At 43.9% G+C, this 23076-nt stretch carries 18 protein-coding genes; 10 read left to right on the plus strand and 8 right to left on the minus strand.

What is annotated here, in order from left to right; all coding sequences use genetic code 11:
• Window positions 1-36 precede the first annotated feature (36 nt).
• Window positions 37-1041: a helix-hairpin-helix domain-containing protein gene (locus tag A3EU_RS35160; protein WP_020539418.1), complete on the minus strand. Its 1005-nt coding sequence runs from the start codon at window positions 1039-1041 to the stop codon at window positions 37-39.
• Between the two features lie 27 nt (window positions 1042-1068).
• A complete protein-coding gene (locus A3EU_RS33390) occupies window positions 1069-1923 on the minus strand; it encodes an OmpA family protein (RefSeq protein ID WP_083937607.1) in 855 nt (284 codons plus the stop codon).
• Between the two features lie 457 nt (window positions 1924-2380).
• Between A3EU_RS33390 and ffh the strand changes: the two genes are divergently transcribed.
• Entirely contained in the window at window positions 2381-3742 is a 1362-nt protein-coding gene (gene ffh / locus A3EU_RS0127595) for a signal recognition particle protein (protein WP_020539421.1), read from the plus strand.
• 88 nt (window positions 3743-3830) lie between these two features.
• Here ffh and A3EU_RS0127600 read toward each other — a convergent pair whose 3' ends face one another.
• The 3 genes from A3EU_RS0127600 to A3EU_RS0127615 all read right to left on the minus strand — a co-directional run bounded on the left by A3EU_RS0127600 (window position 3831) and on the right by A3EU_RS0127615 (window position 7265).
• Window positions 3831-4295, minus strand: a complete 465-nt coding sequence (locus A3EU_RS0127600) for a sporulation protein (protein ID WP_020539422.1) — start codon at window positions 4293-4295, stop codon at window positions 3831-3833.
• A 740-nt stretch (window positions 4296-5035) separates the two neighbouring features.
• Window positions 5036-5818, minus strand: a complete 783-nt coding sequence (locus A3EU_RS0127610; protein WP_020539424.1) for a heterodisulfide reductase-related iron-sulfur binding cluster — start codon at window positions 5816-5818, stop codon at window positions 5036-5038.
• Window positions 5819-5921: 103 nt separating this feature from the next.
• Window positions 5922-7265: a 4Fe-4S dicluster domain-containing protein gene (locus tag A3EU_RS0127615; RefSeq protein ID WP_020539425.1), complete on the minus strand. Its 1344-nt coding sequence runs from the start codon at window positions 7263-7265 to the stop codon at window positions 5922-5924.
• Between the two features lie 141 nt (window positions 7266-7406).
• Between A3EU_RS0127615 and A3EU_RS0127620 the strand changes: the two genes are divergently transcribed.
• Window positions 7407-7925 (plus strand): phosphoribosyltransferase family protein, encoded by a 519-nt coding sequence (locus A3EU_RS0127620; RefSeq protein ID WP_020539426.1) that lies wholly within the window; start codon window positions 7407-7409, stop codon window positions 7923-7925.
• A gap of 3 nt (window positions 7926-7928) precedes the next feature.
• Here A3EU_RS0127620 and A3EU_RS32155 read toward each other — a convergent pair whose 3' ends face one another.
• On the minus strand, window positions 7929-8735 hold the full coding sequence (locus tag A3EU_RS32155) for a patatin-like phospholipase family protein (protein WP_020539427.1): 807 nt from the start codon (window positions 8733-8735) through the stop codon (window positions 7929-7931).
• Window positions 8736-8829: 94 nt separating this feature from the next.
• A complete protein-coding gene (locus A3EU_RS0127630) occupies window positions 8830-11118 on the minus strand; it encodes a lamin tail domain-containing protein (RefSeq protein WP_020539428.1) in 2289 nt (762 codons plus the stop codon).
• 306 nt (window positions 11119-11424) lie between these two features.
• Here A3EU_RS0127630 and A3EU_RS0127635 point away from each other — a divergent pair, with 306 nt between their 5' ends.
• Entirely contained in the window at window positions 11425-14613 is a 3189-nt protein-coding gene (locus A3EU_RS0127635) for a TonB-dependent receptor (RefSeq protein ID WP_026211617.1), read from the plus strand.
• Between the two features lie 113 nt (window positions 14614-14726).
• Here A3EU_RS0127635 and A3EU_RS0127640 read toward each other — a convergent pair whose 3' ends face one another.
• Window positions 14727-15569, minus strand: a complete 843-nt coding sequence (locus A3EU_RS0127640) for an O-methyltransferase (protein ID WP_020539431.1) — start codon at window positions 15567-15569, stop codon at window positions 14727-14729.
• Window positions 15570-15806: 237 nt separating this feature from the next.
• On the opposite strand from A3EU_RS0127640, the gene A3EU_RS0127645 reads away from it, so the two are divergent.
• From A3EU_RS0127645 to A3EU_RS0127670, 7 genes are all read left to right on the plus strand, one after another.
• Window positions 15807-16925 carry an ABC transporter permease gene (locus A3EU_RS0127645; RefSeq protein ID WP_020539432.1) on the plus strand — a complete coding sequence of 373 codons (1119 nt, stop codon included), beginning with the start codon at window positions 15807-15809 and terminating at the stop codon, window positions 16923-16925.
• 3 nt (window positions 16926-16928) lie between these two features.
• The gene (locus A3EU_RS0127650; protein ID WP_020539433.1) at window positions 16929-17732 is read left to right on the plus strand and encodes an ABC transporter ATP-binding protein; all 804 of its coding nucleotides are present in this window, start codon (window positions 16929-16931) and stop codon (window positions 17730-17732) included.
• Between the two features lie 255 nt (window positions 17733-17987).
• Window positions 17988-19646, plus strand: coding sequence for a S8 family peptidase (locus tag A3EU_RS0127655; protein WP_020539434.1), 1659 nt, complete (start codon window positions 17988-17990; stop codon window positions 19644-19646).
• A gap of 196 nt (window positions 19647-19842) precedes the next feature.
• Window positions 19843-20481, plus strand: a complete 639-nt coding sequence (locus A3EU_RS0127660) for a WbqC family protein (protein WP_020539435.1) — start codon at window positions 19843-19845, stop codon at window positions 20479-20481.
• 35 nt (window positions 20482-20516) lie between these two features.
• Complete coding sequence (locus tag A3EU_RS0127665) at window positions 20517-22238, plus strand: dynamin family protein (RefSeq protein WP_020539436.1); 1722 nt, start codon at window positions 20517-20519, stop codon at window positions 22236-22238.
• 38 nt (window positions 22239-22276) lie between these two features.
• Complete coding sequence (locus A3EU_RS33755; protein ID WP_071596876.1) at window positions 22277-22456, plus strand: DUF2256 domain-containing protein; 180 nt, start codon at window positions 22277-22279, stop codon at window positions 22454-22456.
• Window positions 22431-23069, plus strand: coding sequence for a cytochrome c oxidase subunit 3 (locus A3EU_RS0127670; RefSeq protein ID WP_020539437.1), 639 nt, complete (start codon window positions 22431-22433; stop codon window positions 23067-23069). Before A3EU_RS33755 ends, A3EU_RS0127670 begins: the two co-directional genes overlap by 26 nt.
• Window positions 23070-23076 lie beyond the last annotated feature (7 nt).

Below are 23076 nucleotides of genomic sequence, written 5' to 3' on the forward strand. Positions count from 1 at the left end.
GGAATGATTTAGCGCTAAATACGCTCCGAAAGAAACTTACTTAGTAGGATTCTTTCCTCCGGAAAGGAAATCCTGATAAGTTTTAAGTTCATCCCATTTACCAGCAGCAGCAAGGTTTGCTTGCTTGGCCCAGGTAGATGGGGCAGCCAGGCGATAGCGGTCACCGGCAGCATCGAGGACACCTTGAAGCGTTTCAACACTTGCGGCAGCCATATCAGACCAGTTTTTGATACCTGCCTCCTTTAGCAGACCTTCAATCTTAGGGCCTATGCCTTCAACGATCTTCAAATCCTCCGGATTGGTAGAATAACCCAATTTCTTAACGATCAGTTTCTCTACCTTAGATGGTGAAGCAAAGTCGCCTTTGTTTTCTACACCTGCATCCAGAAACTTCTGGTATTCAATTAGTTCTTCCCACTTTCCTTCGTGAGCTAATTTACCTTGTTGTGGCCAAGTCTTAGGATTAGCCAAACGGTAACGTGAACCAGCAGCAGTAAGAATCTCTTGCAAACGCTCAACTGAAGTGCCTGCCAAAACGCCCCAATCAGCAATACCGCCGTCTTTCATCAAGCCTTCGATCTTCGGACCAACGCCTTCGATAATTTGGAGGTTATCAGCACCAAGGATACCAGCATAATTAATGCCATCGCCATCTACATCGCGGCTAGCCGCGATGCCTCCCGCAATGCCTAATGCTGTACCATCAGCATCGCCATCACCGTGTACGGCAGCTTGAGCAGCCATTGCAGCTTTATCAGATTCGCACTTGGTAAGTTGGCCACGTAGGTGAGTGTTGTGCTTATTAGCCTCATCCAACTGGTATTTCAGGCTGGCCATATCCTTCTCTGCATTGGTCAACTGAGCATGAAGGCCATCGCGCTCAATGGAAAGGCGATCAATTTCATTTTGCTTGCCTTTGCAGAACCATAGATGATGTAAAAGGGCTCCAAGTAAAAACGCACCGAGCGTCCAAATAGCCCACCATAAGCATAATGTACAACCACAGCATCCGGTTGCCTCAAGTAATAATATATTAGACATGATTATTTCTTTTTTTAGTAGTAAGAATTAGTTACCTGAACGGGTAAGTTTAATTTCCGCTCTCCGGTTATTGCGATGAGCAGCTTCTGTAGTCCCGCTGTCACGTAATTGGGTATCACCTTTAAAGGAGATGCTTAGCTGTGAAGCATTGACACCACGATCTACAAGCATATTACGCACACGCTCAGCACGATCACGGCTGAAGCCCATATTGGGGCCAGGAAGTCCTGTTCTGGAAGCATGTCCTGTGATCATCACTTTATCGTCAGGATGAGCATTGAGGTGGGCTGCTAAATCATCCAAGTACTTAAGTACAGCAGCATCCTCTATTGGCTTTGCCGAAGCATTAGGGAATAAGATGATTTTTTCATCTTCAGAAATACTGATCACCTCTTCCTCTTCTACATTACCGTCAGCTTGCCAACGAGTGTTTGCAGCTAAAAAGTAGCCGCCATCTCCTACAGAAGAATCATCTTCAATAAGTCGAGCCACGGGCCGCATACGGTCCTTTGGAATATATTCTGACAATAGCTCAATGGTTTTAGCAGCACGGGCAAGTCCCATGTTTTCGTAGCCATCAGGAGCTGTTTCAGAAGCGTAGTAAATGCCTTCTACTTCTAGCATTTTTCCATCTTCCATTCCAGCCAGGATAGCATCCTTCCAGGCCGTAAATTGGTCGGTGGTTTCAACTGCTGCATAACCAAGTTTAGAATCTACAGGGTACCTCGTTATGGAGGTTTCTGCTGGTGGTGGTGGGGCTACTTCTTCCGCTACATCGCATGCTGTACAACAATTATCTCTTACGCAGAAATTGAAGGTTGCAAGTGCAAATAATAACCAAGCCAGTAACATCCCAATCCACTTCATGAGTGTGGACGACATAAGTGTGGTAGTTAATAATTAAAAAAGTATAATTCCAACTAACCAACAGCCAGAAGAAAATAAAGGGAACTTTATCTTGTTCTCGTGCGAGGTCAGTTGATCATTCGTTTTGTTCAATCTTGGGACTATAAGTCGGGAAAAAGTCACGGCCAAGCAAAAAGTAAGCTGGAACTCTTGGCGAGGGATTCCAGTGTTTTTCAATATTCGATGGGATAATACCAAGCTGTTGCTTGCACAGGTAAATTTAATCGGAGAAATCAACAAAAACGAAATATTTGTCTTTTTTTTGACACAAATCAAGCTTATTATCTTGATTTTCTTAAAAAAACCAAGATTTACCACTTGCAAAACTCCACTGCGAATTAGTGCGTAATAATTACCACAGGAAGTCCACATTTCTCCCTTCGTATCCCGGAAGAAATACGTATATTTGCGCCCCTAAATAAGAACGGAAGATATGTTCAATAGCTTAAGTGATCGTCTGGATTCGGTTTTCAAGACCCTCAGTGGTGATGCCAAACTAACGGAAATCAATATTGCCCAATCGGTGAAAGAAATTCGCCGAGCACTGGTTGCCGCTGACGTTAACTATAAGATTGCCAAATCGTTTACCGATAACATTAAGGAAAAAGCACTTGGACAGGAAAACATTCTCAAGAATGTAAAGCCTGGTGAGCTGATGGTAAAACTTGTCCAGGATGGCCTCACGGAACTCATGGGCGGCGAAGCTGCTGAATTCGATATCAAAGGTAAACCGGCGGTCATTCTAATTGCAGGATTACAAGGGTCAGGTAAAACAACCTTTACCGGTAAGCTAGCACTCTTCCTCAAAGAAAAGCACAAAAAGAAAGTATTAGTAACAGCCTGTGACGTTTACCGTCCGGCTGCTATCGATCAGCTCACCGTGATTTCTGAACAAGTAGGTGCAGAGATTTACAAGGAGCCCGACAATAAAAACCCGGTGCAGATTGCTTTGAGCGCTATTGCTCATGCACAGCAGCAAAAGCATGACGTCGTCATTGTGGATACTGCCGGACGCTTGTCTGTAGATGAAGAGATGATGAACGAGATTGCCGCTGTCAAAGGTGCTATCTCTCCTAACGAAACGCTCTTTGTTGTTGACTCGATGACTGGGCAAGATGCCGTCAATACAGCGAAAGCCTTTAATGATCGTATCGACTACGACGGTGTTGTCTTGACCAAACTTGATGGTGACACCCGTGGTGGTGCTGCTCTTTCCGTAAAATACACCGTAGGAAAACCTATCAAATTCGTCTCTACCGGCGAAACAATGGATACCCTTGATGTTTTCCACCCCGAACGGATGGCGCAGCGTATCCTAGGCATGGGTGACATCGTTTCCTTTGTAGAAAAAGCACAATCGCAATTCGACGAAGAAGAAGCTAAGCGGCTAGAGAAGAAAATCAAAAAGAACAAATTTGATTTTAATGACTTCCTCAGCCAAATAGCCCAGCTTCGCAGAATGGGTGACCTTAAAAGTCTCCTCGGTATGATTCCGGGTATCGGCAAAATGACCCGTGATCTAAATATTGATGATAGTGCTTTTAATAAAGTAGAGGCTATCATTTTCTCGATGACTCCCTACGAAAGAGAAAATCCTGAAACATTAGACCTGAGTCGCAAGCGTCGTATTGCTGCTGGCTGTGGCCAGAACATGGACGAGATCAACCGTTTTATCAAGCAGTTTGATCAGATGCGTAAGCTCATGCACAAAATGAGTAAGAACCCAGGTATGATGGGAGGAATGCCCGGAGCTGGCGGTGGTAAAAAAGGTGGATTCCGGAGAGGGAGAAGGTAGGTAATTAAGGTTATTACAGGTGTAAGGGTGTAAGGTTGGAAAAGTCAGGACGTTGTTTATCAGCTCTAACTTGGAGAAGCATCAATAATCAGCTCAATTCTACGACCTTTTTATCGAAAGGATTAAGCGCTACGCCTTTTACTTTAGCCTCAGCTTCTACCCTGTACTGAGAATCTGCATTACGCATCCAGCGTGCTGCTTTGGCAAATTGGCGATTAAAGATATTGCGGTCTCCCCAGTTGTCAACCTCAGAACGTAATGGCTCAAAGGATAATTTAAAAGATCGTTCCACAACCGTATCTGGTTCTACCTCAAAGACTTCATTCAGCTCTGTCCGTCCTAGTTCATATTCATCCACTAGGCGTTCTTCTCCCCTGCCCCGACTGTACCGTTCTATCAATACCACTCGAATACCAGTGACGGTTTGTGGATTCATAGACTGGAGGTGTAAGGTACCATGAAGGGTTTCATTGGCCAGTGCTTGGCCTTCTGGAATATCCACTACCAATTTCACGCCTTCAATGCCGAGCCACTGTTTTACTTTTCCGATCATTGTTTCTTTTTGGTTTGTTGGTTGGAAACTGTAGAGCTTGTTTAGCTTCGAATCAAAATTAGGGGTAGTCCACTTATTCTGGAGACTAATTTCTATCAACTATCGGAAAATCAAGACTGATTTCACACAAAACGAGAATGCCAACTGTCTTTAAGAGGTTTCTGAAAACCAGAAGAAAGTTCCTCTACTGTTTTGACCAAGGGGTCAAACACCANGGTTTCGTCATTAATGGTTCCATCTTGGTACAATTGGGCAAAATCATCTTTACTAACCGTATGAACAGTTCCATCTTGGACGTAAGAAAACCGCAAGCGATCAAACAAATCGCGCTGGTAGTGAGCACCCAATTTTTTAAGGAAATTCACGGAACTATCAATACTGCAACCACTGGCACCAGCCTGGGTTTCATCAACAGCGAGTACCAAGAAACGATCATGTAAGATGGCAGCGCCTGCTTTGAGTTGATTGTTGTGACTTACCCATTGCTCCGCAAATTGCTGTAGATTATGTTCTACCTCTGCAACTTCTTGATTGGCAAAAGGTTCGTTGGCCTGGTATATCCACACGCGGGCCTGAGAATTTAAGACATCAATGCTTTTCATAGTCATAAATATTGCGCAAAAAATAAGTTAAGCCGTCTTTGAGTTTTTTTTAAAAGCTGACACGCTTAAAATGAATCGCTTAGCCAGCTTTAAAAAAAACGACGGCTAACTTATTTTTGTGCTGCTCCTAAACGTTTCTTAGCGCACTAAGTTTTGCACCACCAATTCGCTCAAGTCGAGCACCATTACTTCGTCCTGTTTTTCCTTGGCTTTGACGCCATCACTCATCATGGTCAAACAAAACGGGCAATTAACCGCAATGACGGAAGCTCCGGTAGCCATTGCTTCTTCTGAACGTTCGATATTAATTCTCTTCTCGCCAGCTTCGTCTTCTTTCCACATTTGGGCGCCACCTGCACCGCAGCATAAGCCATTCTGCTTACTGCGTTTCATTTCTACCAATTGACTATCAAGGGATTCAAGGGTAGCGCGAGGTGCTTCATAAACGCCATTGATCCGCCCCAAGTAGCAACTGTCATGGTAAGTGATCCGCTTCCCCTTAAAGGTTCCTCCTTCTGTCAGCTTAATGCGGCCATCATCAATCAGCTCTTGTAACAATTGGGTATGATGAACCAAATCATAATTTCCACCCAAGGCAGGGTACTCGTTCTTCAATGTATTGAAACAATGAGGGCAAGCCGTTACGATCTTTTGCACCTTGTACATATTGAGGGTCTCAATATTTTGCAGGGCCGTCATCTGAAAAAGGAATTCATTACCGGCACGGCGAGCAGGATCCCCCGTACACTGTTCTTCATTGCCGAGGATGGCAAATTCGATACCCGCAGCATTCAAAATCTCCGTAAAAGCACGGGTCACTTTTTGGGCACGGTCATCAAAACTACCTGCACAACCTACCCAGAATAAAATTTCCGGTTCCTTCCCTTCGGCGGCATACTGCGCCATGGTTTTTACATTCATCATATTTCCCTCTTTAGCAGGACGCTTAATCAAGCCATTGATTTATCCTTTACCTCGGCTTAAGCGAGGTAGATTTGCGTCTTGCGCTTTTCTTTTTTTTATATTATTCTGCCTTCGTCCACTCTTCCCGGTCTATAGTCATACTCCAGGCAGCACCACTGTTTTCAATCGCATTAAACATAGGTAACCAATCCCCCGGACCGGCAGATTCCGTCAAAATTTCATAACGCCGCATTTTAAGGATAGGCTCCAGCGGGTTGATCAATACCGGACAGGCCTCTACACAAGCATTACAGGTCGTGCAAGCATGTATCTCTTCTCTTGTGATGTAATCAAACAAGGATTTCCCATCATCGAAGTTATCCTTACTTACTGGTTGCTCCGGGTTAGCGGCATACTCTTCCTTGCCAGACTCAATCTTGGTATAAACTTCTTCCGCCCGATCACGGATATCCATCATGACTTTACGGGGAGAAAGTTTTTTGCCCGTCTGATTAGCAGGACACTCGGAAGTACACCGGCCACATTCGGTACAGGTGTAGGCTCCCAAAATATCAATCCAGCTCAGTCCTGTTACGTCATTAGCACCAAAATCGGGCAATTCCTCTTCCATATTTACTTCACCGGTATCTTCCGTGAGGCCCATCATACCCTTCACTTCATTCATGATCTCGGGCATGTTCTCCATCTCGCCACGAGGTTTCAGCCTTGAGAAAAAAGTATTCGGAAACGCCAGCATAATATGCAGGTGTTTCGATTTTGGGAGATAGTTAAGAAAAAGAAGTACCATCCCCAAGTGAAGCCACCAACCCACTCGTTCCAGCACAACCAAGGTGCCTTCCCCGAGACCGCCAAATAAGGCAGGCCCCAGCCAGGAACTCACAGCAAGAGTCCCCGTATCGGGATAATGATCGGGGTCAATACCCTGCAATACAACATCTGTTCCGTTCATGGTAAAAATCGCGACCAGAAGAACCACCTCAAAGATCAGGATGAGATTTCCATCCAATTTAGGCCAACCATTGAGACTATACAACCGCGGAACCTTCAAAAGGTTACGCCGAGCTAAAAAGATGAACGTAGCCACGAATGCCAGCACAGATAATACCTCGATGGTATTGAGAATAAGGTTGTAAAGCCCCCCTATTTTATCAGCGAAAAAACGATGTACACCAAAAGCGCCATCAATAAAAATCTCAATAAGTTCGATTTGGGTAAACAGAAAGGCAACATAAATGAACAAATGGAAAACAGCTGGTATCCACCGCTTAAACATTTTCTTTTGTCCAAAGGCAATCAATAAGACATTGCGCCAGCGTTCAGCAGCATCTCCTGAGATTTCTTCGTCCTGCCCGAGTAGGATTGTTTGCCGAATGGCCATAAACTGGCGAAAAGCGTAGAAGGACGCTCCTCCCGCTATAATTAAGAATAAAATTTGCTGTATCATCTGCCTATTTTAGTACGCTTGATTTGCAAAGTAAACAAAAGAATTTGCAATCTAAAAAGAACAAGTAGCGAAAATTCGCTGATTTGAATAAAGTCTAAATAAGCGGCTATTCATTCTGTAAATTATCCCTAACTTTACAGCATGAATAGCATCGATGCAAATACCATAGAAATTCTCAACCATCGCCAAATTCTGCAAAAAGTTAGGCGCTTGGCTATTGAGATTATGGAACGCAATACCAAAGAGCATGAGCTCATTGTGGCGGGAGTCAACAACCGTGGGATGCACTTTGCCACACTGTTGGTAAATCATATCCGTGAGTTATCAGATGCACCTATCCGTTTGACGAATATTCAAGTTAATCCTGCCAATCCTGTTTCAGAAGAAGTTACCATAGGTTTGGACCTTTCAGATCTTGACGGCAAACCTATTCTGGTCGTGGATGATGTTGCTAATACAGGTCGAACCCTTTTCTATGCCTGCAAGCCTTTATTAGATATTCTCCCCAAACAGTTGGAGACTGCGGTTTTGGTTGATCGTACTCATAAATCTTTCCCTATCCAGGTAGATTACCATGGCATGTCTTTAGCGACAACACTTAAAGAAAGTATTGAAGTATACTTTGAAGATGAAGAAAATTACCGGGCTGTTCTAAAATAGGCTTTAAAAAGTTGCTCCCACTGCTTGTGCGGCCTCTAAGGCTTTTATAATATTAGGGATTTGTGCTTTGGTCGTGTCATACCCCAGCTGATAGATTGCTTGGTATTTATTGAATTGAAAGATGCTAAACTTCGTGATCTCCGCTGGCTCCAAAAGGAAATCACACAAGGCAATCTGTGGTTGTGTATTCGTAAGCACTGACAAGTCGAAACACCGATAAGCAATGCCTACCACACCATTTAATGCCTTTTTGTCTGTATTTATCCGAGGCACTAAGTTTATTCCAATCACAAAATCTGCTTCTTCTTTAAGTGGGCTTACCGGCAAATTACAGAGCAATCCTCCATCAACAAATAAATGTCCTTCCATCTCCACTGGCTGAAACACCAACGGAATACTACAAGAAGCCATCACTACATCAAATAATGGCCCTTCTTTTCGCAACTCCAACTCTCCAGTATTAAGGTTGGTTATTGCCACACAAAGCGGATATTTCAGGGCGCTAAAATCATCGATTTCTATAATATCTGCCAGGCGTTCCTGTAGGTAAGTCAACTTTGTCAAGCCGCCATTGGGCAAGCCTATTTTCACCAATCGAAGGAAGTTACTTTTTTTAATAAAATGCAGCATTTCCTCTGGTGAATAACCCGCTGCATAAAGTGCTCCAACCACGGAACCAGCGCTAGCACCACTCACTAAATCAGGTTCGACACCTGCCTCCAGTAAAGCCTGCAATGCACCAATATGTGCGAAGCCTCTTGCACCGCCTCCTGAAAGGCTCAACCCTACTTTCAACTTATCTTTATACATACCACAAAATTACGACATACAAAGCACATGGGCTATCCCGTAGTTCGAGATAGCCCATGTTTGACAAAACATTAACAGCAATAAAATTGCGTGCTTATTGCTTTATGATGCGACGAGTAACTTTTTCACCAGTAGCTTGTAGCTCCAGGAAGTACATTCCTGCTGGCAAAGAAGAAATATCGACACTGGCTTGCGTACCAGAAACCTTCCAGGTACGAAGCGTTTGTCCAAGTTCATTTTTCAAACTCAGAGTTTCGAGTTCTACCTCTCCCCTGATAGTAAGCTGATCAGCAACCGGATTAGGGAACAACTCCACTCCTTGCGCCCATGTTGGCTCACTAGTCGAGATGATTACTTCAATATCATCAAGGTAACGGGGTAACAACTGATAACCTCCATCATAAGGCTCACTGTTATCGAATTGTCCTCCCAGGCCTGTTACTCTTAAAGAAAGTCCTTGAAGACTATTGATGTCTTCTTCTGTAATGCCTGTATCAAAATCGATACGAACTAGAAAGGTATTCACACCATCCGTAACATTGATATTCAATCCACCGGCAGGAGTAATATCTACGATGCTCACTCCTTCAACTTTTACCAGTTGTGATTCGGTATCCTCATCCAAGGCAGTCACAGTCGGTGCTGACAACAAGGTATTATCCATGCTATTCATGATGATCGTATCCAGGTTCAATTGAGTAAGACCATTAAATTGGCCGATCACACCTTGTACCGTCACTTCATCTCCTTCAGTAATGGTATAGCCATAATCATTATCAAAATTAAAAAGCCCAATACCATCTCCAGCAGCATCAATAATAGTGAACTGAGCACCACCAGGGCGCATATTAACACCATATACAACCCCTGTCAATTCAGCACGTACACCTAAAGAATCTGCATTACCCATGTCGTCTTCACCAGTAACTTCACCTATAGTATAAATAGTATACTCTTGTGGAGCAACAGGTGTACAATCGTTAGCAGTACCAGGACTACCAAGAATTTCAGTACCACTAATGAAAATACCTGTAGACTGTACACCAGCAATCCAGCTGGCTGCTAAACTATTATCGGAAGACGGATCACACAAAACCAGTGCAGCCCCAGTACCATCAGCAGCTTCTGGCCAATCACCAGTGTCATCATATTCTACCACATCAACTACGTTGCCTGAGGCATCCCGTAACTCCAGTGTTTCACCTCCGTTACCAAGGGCACCGCTTGTCCATTGGTAAGCTGTTAGGCCATAATCAGCTTCGAAGCTAACACTATCTACCGCTAGTAAAAGGAAGTCGCCAGGTAATAGGTCTACATCTGGAAGCGTAGCTTCAATACCTAAAGAAAAATAATAGCCTCCTACGTTGACGGTAACATCATCGTTATTGTACAATTCGAGGTATTCGTACTGGGAGTCGGTCCCAGGAGGATTATACATGATTTCGTTGATAACAATGTCTGAAATATTCGTATCGTTATCCGTAATCAGCACCGTTGATGTACTGGAAACACCTTCAATTGTTAGTCCTACTGAAGGATTTGACAAATTGAGAATTAATGATTCCAATGCCTCTGGGTCCATATCATCAATGATGGTAATGGAAACGTCCATGGTATCAACTTCAGCTCCGCTTGAGAAAGTCAAGCTAGCAGGCATAAAAGTAATATCTGTTCCGATGGTTGCGGTAAAGACGCCATCAGCAGCAATATCAATGGAATAAGATCCAGCTTGGACATCACGGATTTCGACACCAAGTGTTATCGTTCCCGCATCTTCTGCTACTTCTATTTCATCCGTAAGGAAACGTACAATAGGCCCAGTAGGGCATTCAGATGCAGCTCCTGGGTTACCAAACATTTCTACACCGGCAGAAAATACGCCTGTTCCAGTATTAGCAGCAGCCCAGTTGGCTCCATCGTTATTATCGCTATTGAAATCACAAAGCACCAAACTGGCACCACCTTCATCAGCCGCAGTTGCCCAAGGGAAGCTGTCATCGTAGTCGACAGAGTCAACTATCGCGCCAGTAGCGTCAAAGAGTTTCAATAATTCGCCACCATTACTGAGGCTTCCGCCAGTCCACTGTAAAGCAGTTAAACCGAATCCAGCTTCGAAGGCGATACTGTCACCAGCAAGAAGGATATACTCCCCAGCTCCAAGGTTAGTAGCGCTGGTAAAAGTATAAGTAACTCCTGTAAGGCTGTACCCTGAAAGATCAACAGCATCAGCACTGTTGTTATAAATCTCCAGGTACTCATAAGTATCCTGTCCAGATTCAGGTGGGTTATACATAATTTCAGAGATGACCAAGTCAGGGGTTTGCGCATTAAGTGCCACTACACTTAAACAACAAGCAAACAAGAAAAAGGTAAATATTCGCATTAAAAATGGTTTTGGGTAAACAAAGATGAAAATTTAGCTTTGAAGCCTTGAAACTACGAAAAAAATAAGAGTACAAAAAAGCAAAAAACAAACTAATTGGCACCTCCATATTTTCCTAATGCTCCTTATTTGTTTCCCATTAATTCTTTGGCACCCCCTCAAGTACCACCAAACATAATTCTTACAACTTATTGGAAACAAAGCACTTGGAAAAAGTTAACACAAAGTTAACACTAAAGGAAGATTGACTACTTTTACTCAACGTAATTTTGCAGCGTACATACTTCATTAAATTTTACACTTACTATGAAGAAGTTTTTTACGATTTGCGCGATGCTACTTACAGCATCTTTTGCATTCGGCCAAGGTTCCACAACCTCATCCATGCAAGGTAAGGTCACTGACGGTTCGGAAGAACTGATTGGAGCCAACGTATTTGCCGTACACGGACCATCTGGTACGACCTACGGCGGATCTACTGACTTGAATGGTAACTTCCGTATCCCTGGAATGAGGGTTGGAGGTCCGTACAAGATCACGATTTCTTACACTGGTTTTGAAGACGCTAGCTATGATGGTGTTTATCTGTCTCTAGGACAGCCTTACCGTCTAGATGTAACGATCCAGGAAACGGCTATTGAGTTGGGTACCGTTATGGTGACTGCTCAGGGTGGCCCTGCTGGTGGCAACATTGGCTCTTCTACCATTATTAAGTCTGACGACATCAACCGTATGCCGACCTTGAGCCGGGATTTGGGTGATTTTACACGTTTGACACCACAATCTAAAGCCACTTTTGGTGGAGGTACTTCGATTGCTGGTGTGAACAACCGCTACAACGCTATCTACATTGATGGTGCTGTCAACAACGATGTATTCGGTCTGGCAGCAAACGGTACGAACGGTGGACAAACCGGTATCGCTCCTATCAGTATTGATGCAATTGAGCAGATTCAGGTAGTAGTATCTCCTTACGATGTAACCCTTGGTGGTTTCTCTGGTGGTGGTATTAGTGCTGTAACCAAATCAGGTACCAACAACCTGGAAGGTTCTGCTTACTACTTTACTCAGAACGAAAGTCTGGCAGGTAACACCAACGGTTCATTGATCGAACGTACCGGTGGCGAAGCTGAGGCTTTGGATGACTTTGCTCAAAACCTTTACGGCCTATCTTTAGGTGGCCCTATTGTTAAGGACAAAGTATTTTTCTTCTTCAACGGAGAAATTCAGCGTGACGAAACACCAGTTCCATTCTTGTTCGACACCTACCGTGGCGATGCTTCCGAAGCTGATCTTAACAACCTGTCTAACCGCTTAATCAGCGATTATGGTTACAACCCAGGTGGTTTTGGTAGTAAGATTGACGCACTTGAAGGTTTGCGTTTGTTCGGTAAGTTGGATTTCAACCTAAACGAATCTAACAAGCTGACGGTACGCCACCAGTACACCAAAGCAGAGCAGTTCAACGTGAATGGTTCTAACCAGTTCACCATCAACTACGAAAACAATGGTGTTTACTTCCCTAGTACGACCAACTCTTTTGCTGCAGAATTGAACTCTATGTTCGGTACTAAAGCTTCTAACAACTTCGTATTGGGTATCACATCTGTACGTGATGACCGTGATCCAATCGGTAATGACTTCCCATACCTAATTATTTTTGATGGTGACGGGCAAATTCGTTTGGGTTCTGAGCAGTTCTCTACGGCCAACTTGTTGGATCAAGATATCGTTACAGTAACGAACAACTTCAAGTTGTACAAGAATGCGCATACCATTACCATTGGTACGCACAACGAATTCAGTAGCTTCAATAACGTATTTGTTCGCCAGAACTTTGGCGTATATGAATTCTCGTCTATTGACGCTTTCTTGAACGGCGACAATGCAGACGAATTCTACCGTTCTTACTCACTCGTTGATGATGTTACTGGTGACGAAACATCTGCAGCTGCTTCCTTCAATGCCCTACAATTAGGTGTTTATATACAAGATGAGTGGACTCCTAACGACAAGTTGACGCTTACTGCTGGTATTCGTTTGGACGTTCCAATCCTTTTGGACGATCCTAATATCGCAAGTGATTTCAACACAACTACTCTTCCTGCAATTTCAGCTGCTTACGACATAGAGGGAGCAGAAGGTGGTGCAATGCCTGAAGGTCAGTTGATGGTTTCTCCTCGTATCGGTTTGCAGTATGTTGCATCTGACAAGACCAACCTTCGTGGTGGTATTGGTATCTTCACTAGCCGTATTCCTTTTGTATGGCCAGGTGGTGCTTACAACAACAACGGTTTGACTGTTGGTAGTGCATTCATCTTGGATCAGGCTTTCGAAGCTGATATTAACAAGCAGCCAACTAACCCTGACTTTACGGTTCCTTCTGGTCAGATTGACCTGTTTACACAGGACTTCCGTTACCCACAGGTATTCCGTGCCAGTTTAGCGATTGACCAGATTCTTCCTGGTGGCATTACTGCTACTTTGGAGGGTATCTACACCAAGACCTTGAACGATGTAATCTACAAGAACGTAAACTCTGACCCAACAGTTGGCTTCAACTGGACCGGTGGTCCTGACGATCGTCCTGTATACACACGTACTAGCCTTGATCCTACTTACGAGTCTATCTACCTTGGTTCTAACACCAATGAAGGTAACACCTACAACGTATCTGCTTCTTTGGCTAAGGACTTTGACTTCGGTCTAAACACTTATGTTGCTTACACCTATGGTGATGCCAACTCATTGATGGAAGGAACTTCTTCACAGAACTCTTCGCAGTGGCGTGGTATTTTCAACGTAGATGGTCGTAACGCGCCATTGGTTGGTCGTTCTGACTTCTCTATCGGTTCGCGGATTATCGCAGCTGTGGGTTATGACAACTCTTGGGGTACCAATGGTTTGTTTAACACTGGCATCTCTATCTTCTACAACGGACAATCTGGTGATCCTTACTCTTACGTTTACGCTCAAAGTTCTGCTCGCAACATCAATAACGAGACCGGAAGTACTAGCCGTAACCGTTCTTTGATCTGGATTCCTGCGGATGCTTCTCAAATCAACTTGGTTGATATTGACGGTGCTACTGCTGCACAACAGTGGGAAGCATTGAACACTTTCATCGAGCAAGATGACTACCTGAGTGAAAACCGTGGTGGTTATGCTGAGAAGAATGGTGCTCGTACGCCTTTCTTCAGCCAGTTTGACCTTCGTATTGCACAGTCTTTCGGTGTTAAGACAGGTACAAAAACCAATAAGCTGGAGATTTCTTTGGATATCTTCAACTTTGCGAACTTGCTAAACTCTGATTGGGGTGTTATCTACACCAATCCATTCGACTATCAATTGATCAACTTCGAAGGTTACGAGGCTGATGGCACAACCCCTCAGTTTAGCTTCGATGACGAGCGCTTAGGTGATGACCGCTTCAATATCTTTGACCGTGGTTCTCGCTGGCGTGGACGTATTGGTATCCGTTACACCTTTAACTAGTACTTTGTACTAAAAATAAGGTAAAAGGATTTTCACAATACATCCTTTCAATATAAGAGACGGCCTGCTGATAATTTCAGCGGGCCGTCTTCTTTTAAGTACTTGGGGCAGGCTCAGAAAAAGCCTAATCGCCAAGGTTTATACTGATAGGGAATCAGCGTAAAATGCTCTTTTTCTTGTTGTTCTTCCCGAAAGAAGAGTACCCCAAATTCAAAAAGGTCTACGCTCAACGTGACGGAAGGGTGGTTTTTCAACAACTCCCAGGCAGCTTCCATCCCCTCTGACCAATGGATATCTCCAATAGCGACGATGCTTCCTGGATGAAGAAAAGGTAAAATTTCTTCAAAATAAGCCAGTGTCGCTTCCTTACGGTGATCACCATCCAACCAAACGGCGTCCACCTGTTTCATTTGAGACAACAGATTAGGTAAAACCTCCGTAAAGCTACCCGTAATAATTTCTGGTTGATACTGCGCCCCTAAGCGGCGGAAAGACTCCTTGGCCAACCGAGCCACTGCTTCCTGTCCTTCTATAGAATAAAGCTTGGCGGCTACCGCTCCTCGCTGTAGATACATCGCTGAAACACCAAGGTTGGTGCCTAATTCAAGAATCGTACTTGGCTTTGAAAATTGCATCATTCGAAATAAGCGTTGGCCCGTTTGTTGATCAACGCTACTCCAACGTGCCATCTCTTTAACTGCTCTTTTTGCACCTTGCCCAGCACGGCTACCAGCCCCTAAATCAGAAGAGTAGTCTACTATCTGGGGGGTGCGCAACCAATAATTGCGAATGATTTCGATTTCATCAAAAGCATAGTACTCCCGATCATCTTCCATAACCGCTTTCAGCCACGCCGCTAAAAAGGGCGAATGAACATCATAGCGCGTTTGCGCCCGCCAATAATATCGGCCTGCAGCTCGTATCCAATGCCAGTGGGTAGAAAAAGGGACAGACATCTAATTCGGGTGTAAAAGTTATAAGAAACAGCACGAAAATAAAAAGCGATTTTGTTTTTCATAATAGTTGAATAAACGCTTCATTTCAAGTGTTTTAACTATTTGAAAAACTTAAGAAAAATCGCACTTTATTTTATGCGCAATAAAATAGCTGTAAAGGTGTAAAAGTTGCTGTTGGAAATGAAATTTTGTGGACTCCTAAAATTACCCTAAATTCCGCAAAAATATACCTATTGCATGGCGTCATTGCTTCATTTGCGTAATCGCTACGACGGAAAACAACAATGGATTTGGGCCTTGGCCGGTTTTATCATTGTTATATTAATTTGGTGGGGAATGGCCGAAACACTAGCTATAGAGCGGCCTTTGGTAGAATACAGCACCGAAATCCCTACCATAGAAGAACAAAACGCCGACGACTTTGCCATTAATATTGACAGCCTTTTTACGGTTGACTCTATCAACTTGGCCAACGCAACAGAATTCGAAAAGGTTTACCCCCTCCTCCCCCCCCCTCATCATGTTGTAGCAGCCTTTCCAGTGCTCAAGGAAAAAGATGAGTTATTTCTGAATACCTGGATTTCGATCTGGCGTAATCTTCGCGGTTACTTTTGGGCTATTTTTATTGCATTGGCGATAGGCTTTCCGCTTGGCTTGGTACCCGCAGTCAGGGCTTTGTTTAGCAAACAAGTCGATGCTTTGCGTTATCTGCCAATCACTGCAATAACGGGCCTTTTTATTCTCTGGTTTGGAGTAGGCGACAATATGAAGGTTGCCTTCCTCGCTTTTGGTATTTTGGTTTACTTGCTTCCTGTGGTTATTCAGCGAATAAATGAAGTAGAAGAAGTTTATTTAAAAACCGTTTTCACCCTCAGCGCTACCAACTGGCAAATGATTCGTTCGGTTTACCTGCCTTCTGTTCTCAGTAAGCTGATGGATGATATCCGCGTTTTAACAGCAATCAGCTGGACCTATATTATCATTGCTGAATTACTAAACCGGGACGGTGGTGTTGGAGCAATGATTTGGGTGAATGGCAAATACGGTAAAGTAGACAAGGTTTTTGCTTGGTTAATCATCATTATCCTTGTTGGCTTCCTCCAGGATCGTTTGTTTATCTATCTGGACAAGCGGCTATTTCCTCATAAATATTACAAAACCGTTTTTGGTGGGCTCAAGGAAGTAAAGATTGGCTTTCTCGTCATTCTGGGCAGTGTTATGCTGTTCCTGTTACTCGGTGCGTTCATTCCATCGCTTGCGAGCATTTTATCTAACCTGATGTACATCACCGTGATTACAGGGCTCATTATGATTCTTTACGGAGAGTTCCGTTTTCAACGTTCATACACGAAATAAGCTATGTCCTTATTTACTGATAGTAATCAAAAGAATATTATTGAACTGCGGCAAGTTTCGCATTCTTACGATGGTGGCGAAAATTTCGTCCTGCAAAACCTTGACTTCTTGGTAGAAGACAAGCCTGCACAAGGGCAGTTCGTTGTCATCTTGGGACCTAGCGGCTGTGGTAAGTCAACCGTACTCCGTTACATTGCCGGATTGCAGCAACCCACCTCTGGTCAAGTGCTGTTACATGACAAACCCATTGATGCGGACAACCGCGTAGGGATGGTTTTTCAACAGTATTCAAGTCTACCCTGGCTAACGGTTCTCGACAATGTATCACTGGCACTAGCCTACCAAGGAGTCAGTGAAAAGGAACGACGGCAACGGGCTATGGAGATGATTTCCAAAGTGGGTCTCGCCGGCCACGAAAACAAATTCGCCCAATATCCTACCTTATCTGGCGGCCAGTTACAACGTGTTGCAATTGCTCGAAGCTTGATGGCCAATCAGGAAATCCTATTGATGGACGAACCTTTTGGAGCACTTGATATCAATACACGACTGCAAATGCAAGATTTGCTGGCAGACCTGTGGCGAGAGATTCATCCAACAGTAATTTTCGTCACCCATGATATATCTGAAGCCGTTTATCTTGCGGATGATATTTATATTATGAAAAAAGCCCCTTCTCGATTTATAGACCATATACAAGTGGACTTACCGCTTCATAGAGACAGAGAAATGAAGCGCGATCCAAAATTCACCGACTTGGTACGTGAAGTAGAAGATCGAATGATTGCTATTGATCAACAAGTTTAAAGTCATTCATTCGTCATTAATGCCTATTCACTTCCTTTTGCGATCCACTTGTGACTTATTCCCAACATAAAAGTCAGAATTATACGTTCATTTTCTACTTTTGAGAAATTTTTACCAAAAAGTAGAAGATATAGAAAACCCCAACGGGTTTTATTCCGTAAACAGCAATATTTTACTCACGTCCCGGCGGATAGATTCCTCTTTGTTTTTTTCACCGTTCGGTACGTTGAATTATGCACAAACATTAACTTTTACATGAAATTTAATCTCATTTTAGGGATGCTCCTCGTTTTCGGATGCACCCTTCTTAATGCCCAGGACGAAAAGCCAACACCAAAAGATTGGCCACACATGGATATGGCTGAAGATGGCTATCCTGGTATGAGTACTACCAAAACTTACCGGGAAATACTCAATGGCAAAGCCAGCCAAACAGTAATTGTCGCAATTATCGACTCAGGTGTAGATGCCGAGCATGAAGATTTAGCGGATATCATGTGGGTAAACGAGGATGAAATTCCTGGCAATGGTATCGATGATGACAACAATGGTTATATCGACGACATCCACGGTTGGAACTTTATCGGAGGCAAAGATGGCAAAAGCGTCAATGCTGAGAACCTCGAGATCGTGAGACTTTACCGTAAGCTTCACGAGCGTTTTGATGGTGCTGATGTTTCCAAATTGTCAAAAAAAGCTCGTCGTGACTATGAGCTTTACAAAGAGTACGAAACCATTATCAATGAAAAGCGTGAAGGAATGCAGCCTAATGTAATGCTGTATAGCCGCACCTTTGACATGATGAACGAGTTGATTGAGGCTATTGGTAAAGAACCTGCTGACATCAAGCTTGATGACGTACAAAAACACACCGACGCGGAAGGTAACGTAGGAAAAGCAGCTCAGTTCATGAGCGGCATCCTAGAGAAAGGCGACAATTTCGAAGACGTATATGGTCAAGTTGAAGGCGCTGCTAACTATTTCAACGACTCCTACAACTACAACTGGAATCCAGAATTTGACGCTCGTGATATCGTAGGTGATGATCCTTCTGATTTAGACGACCGCAACTATGGCAACAATGACGTTGAAGGCCCTGACGCCCTCCACGGCACTCACGTTGCAGGTATTGTTGGCGCTATTCGCGGCAACGATATTGGCATGGACGGAGTAGCCAGCAATGTACGCATCATGTCTGTACGTGCTGTTCCTAACGGTGATGAGAGAGACAAAGATGTTGCAAACGCTATCCGTTATGCCGTAGACAATGGTGCTACCGTGATCAACATGAGCTTTGGTAAAGGATACTCTCCTTACAAAGATGCCGTTGACGCTGCTGTTCGTTACGCCGTTTCAAAAGATGTCATTTTGGTCCACGCTGCCGGTAACGACGGAAAAGAAAACGACTTTGAAAACAACTTCCCACATGACAAGTTTGACCGTCGTGGACTGTTCCGCCCTAAGTATGCAGAAACTTGGATTGAAGTAGGCGCTATGGCGGCTAGCAATGACGAAAACCTTACGGCTGGCTTCTCTAACTGGAGTGCTGACAAAGTAGACGTTTTTGCACCAGGTGTAGAAATCTACGCTACTGTTCCTGATGATAACTATCAAGACCTACAGGGTACCAGTATGGCAGCTCCAATGGTTGCTGGTTTGGCAGCTACCTTGCGTTCTTACTTCCCTGACCTAACGGCTCAACAGGTGAAGCAAATCATCATGGATTCTTCTATCCAGCCTTCTTTCCTGGTTAACGTTCCAGGAGAAGATGATAAGCAAGTAATGCTCAACAAGCTATCTGTCACCGGTGGTGTAGCGAATACACTACGTGCAGTACAGATGGCGATGAACACCCAGGGCGATAAGAAAAAGCCCGCCGCTACCCGCGATACGGCTTTGATTCCAAGAGCTTAATATAACGTGAGGTTTAGCTATATAAGCTTCGCACCCTTTTAGTAGAGGGTAGAGAGATTTAGCAACGGCTCATTTGGGCACCTCTAATCTCTTTACCCTCTACCATAGGGGCGGTGCCAACCGCCTCGTATCCCTCTACAATTTTGCCCCGCGCAATCCGTCTTGCGATTACTTTTCCGGTTACTAACTTACGATTTTGAACACCGTCCTTTCAGAACTCCACTTCCTTCCTTCGATAGCTAGCTTTCGCCATTTCAAAGCTGCTGATAAAATCCTTTTGGAGGCTTGTGAGAATTACCAGAAAGGGTCCTACCGCAACCGCTGCTATATCGTGGGTGCTAATGGCTTGCAACGCTTGAGCATACCGCTAGAAAAAGGCAAAAACAATCAACTACTCATTCGGGAAGTAGTACTTAATTTCCACCAAGATTGGCCTCGTCAGCACTGGCAAAGTATACGTTCAGCCTATGGGAATGCTCCTTTTTTCCCCTACTATGCTGATGAGTTAATGCCGATTTTCACCGATCCTCCTGCATTACTTTGGGATTTCAATCTAGCTTTACTGAAAACAATCTTCCGTTTACTACAATGGGATAAGCCTATTCATACGACCAAAGAATTTCGCACCCAATATGAAGAGGATATTCATGATATCCGCCAGCAAATAAGCCCCAAGTCCTACCCTCCCAACGGTACTTATCAGGAAAACTTCACCGCTTACCCCCAGGTATTCCGTGAACGTCATGGTTTTATGGCCAATCTCAGTATCTTGGATTTACTTTTTTGCCAAGGACCTCAGGCCAATCTGTATCTTAGCGAAAATTCCTCGTCTTAAGATCAGACTTGTTCTGCGCATAAAACCATTTTACTGTGACGAAATTGCTCAATCAGCAACTGCAAACCCATCGGGCTCAATTAGAAGAAATAACTAAGGATTTGCACGAGTTAACGATCAGGATTGGCCATGAAGAGATGAGCCATACGGTCAGTGATTTGCGTAATCGGCTCCACGAGCCCTTCATGTTTGTTATTGTAGGAGAGGTAAAGGCCGGCAAAAGCAGCTTCGTCAATGCCTTGCTCGCTACTGGGGAGGAGATCACCAAGGTAGCACCACAACCTATGACGGATACCATCCAGCAAATTCTCTACGGAGAAGAAAAAGCAGAAGTGATGGTCAATGATTACCTCAAGAAAATCATGCTGCCCGTTGATATCCTGCAAGACATAGCAATTGTAGACACGCCGGGTACCAATACCATCGTTGAGCACCACCAGGAGATTACCGAACGTTTTATTCCCGCTTCAGACTTGATCGTTTTTGTTTTTGAGGCCAAAAACCCCTATCGGCAATCTGCTTGGGAATTTTTCGACTTCATCCAGGGAGAATGGCGCAAGAAGGTCATCTTTGTTTTACAACAAAAAGACTTGATGCCTGCTGATGATTTAGCCGTAAACATACAGGGTGTCAGGGATAATGCGCTAAAGAAAGGAATGACCGCACCTAATGTTTTTGCCGTTTCCGCCAAGCAGGAACAAGAAGGGCAAACAGAGGAATCTGGTTTTGCTGAATTGCGAACTTATATCCAAAATCATATTACGGGTGGTCAGGCTCCAGCCTTAAAGCTCATCAACAGTGTTGAAACGGCAAGCAATATCAATGACCGGATTGCAACCGGGCTTGATTTGCGTCAACAACAGTACAAGGCGGATCAAGAATTCCGCGAAGACATTCGTGAAACCCTCAGTGACCAAGAAACAAAAAGCTATAAGCAGGTTGATTTACTCAATGATGCCCTGGTCGGAGCATACGATAGGATTACTACCAAGAAGGCCTATGAGTTGGAAGGTGGTCTTAGTTTATTCGGACTGCTGCGCCGATCAGTGAGCAGCATTTTCTCAAAAACACCTTCTGCCCAGCAATGGCTTGAGGGGCTTGCCAAGGAAATGGAAGGCGAACTCAATGGCGCGCTCCAACAACGACTTAACGAAGGTATGATTGACCTGGCTGACAGTATCCAGCAAATGGCAAAGATCATTGATCTAAAGATCAGATCTAGTAAAACTATCCTTAGTAACGACCATGAGATTTTCAGCGACATCGCAGAACGGCGTGAAAATGTGCTCCGCGATTTGCAAGACCAGTTTTCGCGATTCATCAATAAAACTGAAAACTTTACAGACGAATCCTTATTCCCTGAAAAGAGTAACCTCTCCCCTAACCTCGCTGCCGGATCCGGGATTGCTGCCATTGGTGTTATTTTAATGACCGTCAGTCAAATCGGGATGCTTGATATCACAGGAGGTCTACTTACTGCCATTGGGCTATTATTTGCGGGCTTCAGCACCCGTTCCAAGCGTAAAAAGATTATTGATGGCTTCCGTTTAGAAATAGACCAAGGCCGTGAGCGCCTCACAGAGGAAGTCAATAGTACACTCAAACGCTACATTGTTCACCTCAAGAAGCGTATTGATGATAACTTCCTCCGCTTCGACGATCACTTGAAACGGGAGGGCCTACAACTGGAAGAAATCTCGTTGCAACAGTCCTCTATCAACGAGCGATTGTCCGCTATAACTAAATCGCTGGCTTGATTCGACAACCTTTAGTTGTATTTTCTGTTGAAAACCCAATGCCGAAAACAAGAAAAAAAGCTGATTTTCCGCAAAAGCTATGCCTACACTGCCAACGTCCATTTTATTGGCGTAAAAAATGGGAAAAAGTGTGGGATGAAGTAAAATACTGTAGCAATCGTTGCGGCAAGGAAAATCGTCAAGACAGAAAAAATGAACGAAAACAAACCGCTTCGTGATCAGTACCATGTAGATGGCGATGAATACGGGTCTTTCGCTTTCCACCCCTACAATGTTTTGTTGATGCTGATCATCTTCAGCCTATCGATCCTTTTCTTATCGCTCAGTATTTCGTTTGTATATTCCAGGGTTCAGAGTTCTGTTCCACCTATCAAGCTCCCCTCGATTTTTCTTTTCAACACCTTCATCCTACTAGCGAGTAGTGGCACCATGCTTATTGCAAAAAAAGCATACTTGGCAGACAATACAGATCGATACAAAGTAGCCCTCGGGATTACGATGGGGCTTTCCTTTTTGTTTCTTGCCTTGCAAACCGTAGGTTGGATGGAGCTCTTTAAGCAAGAAATTTTCATTAACAGTAACAACTCTGCTGGTTATCTTTACTTGATTTCCGGTTTACACTTTGCACACGTTATTGGGGGTATTCCTTTTCTGGGCTATTTCATGTGGCAAGCTTTTACAAAAATGCAAGACCCTGTAAGTGTCCTTGTCTATTTCAGTGATCCGGAAAAAAGGCTAAAACTTCGTTTACTCACCATTTACTGGCACTTCCTCGATATCCTCTGGATTTATCTCGTTTTATTCTTCTTCATCAATTACCTTATTTACTAATAAAGCA

Source organism: Lewinella cohaerens DSM 23179 (assembly GCF_000379805.1).
Lineage (GTDB): Bacteria > Bacteroidota > Bacteroidia > Chitinophagales > Saprospiraceae > Lewinella > Lewinella cohaerens.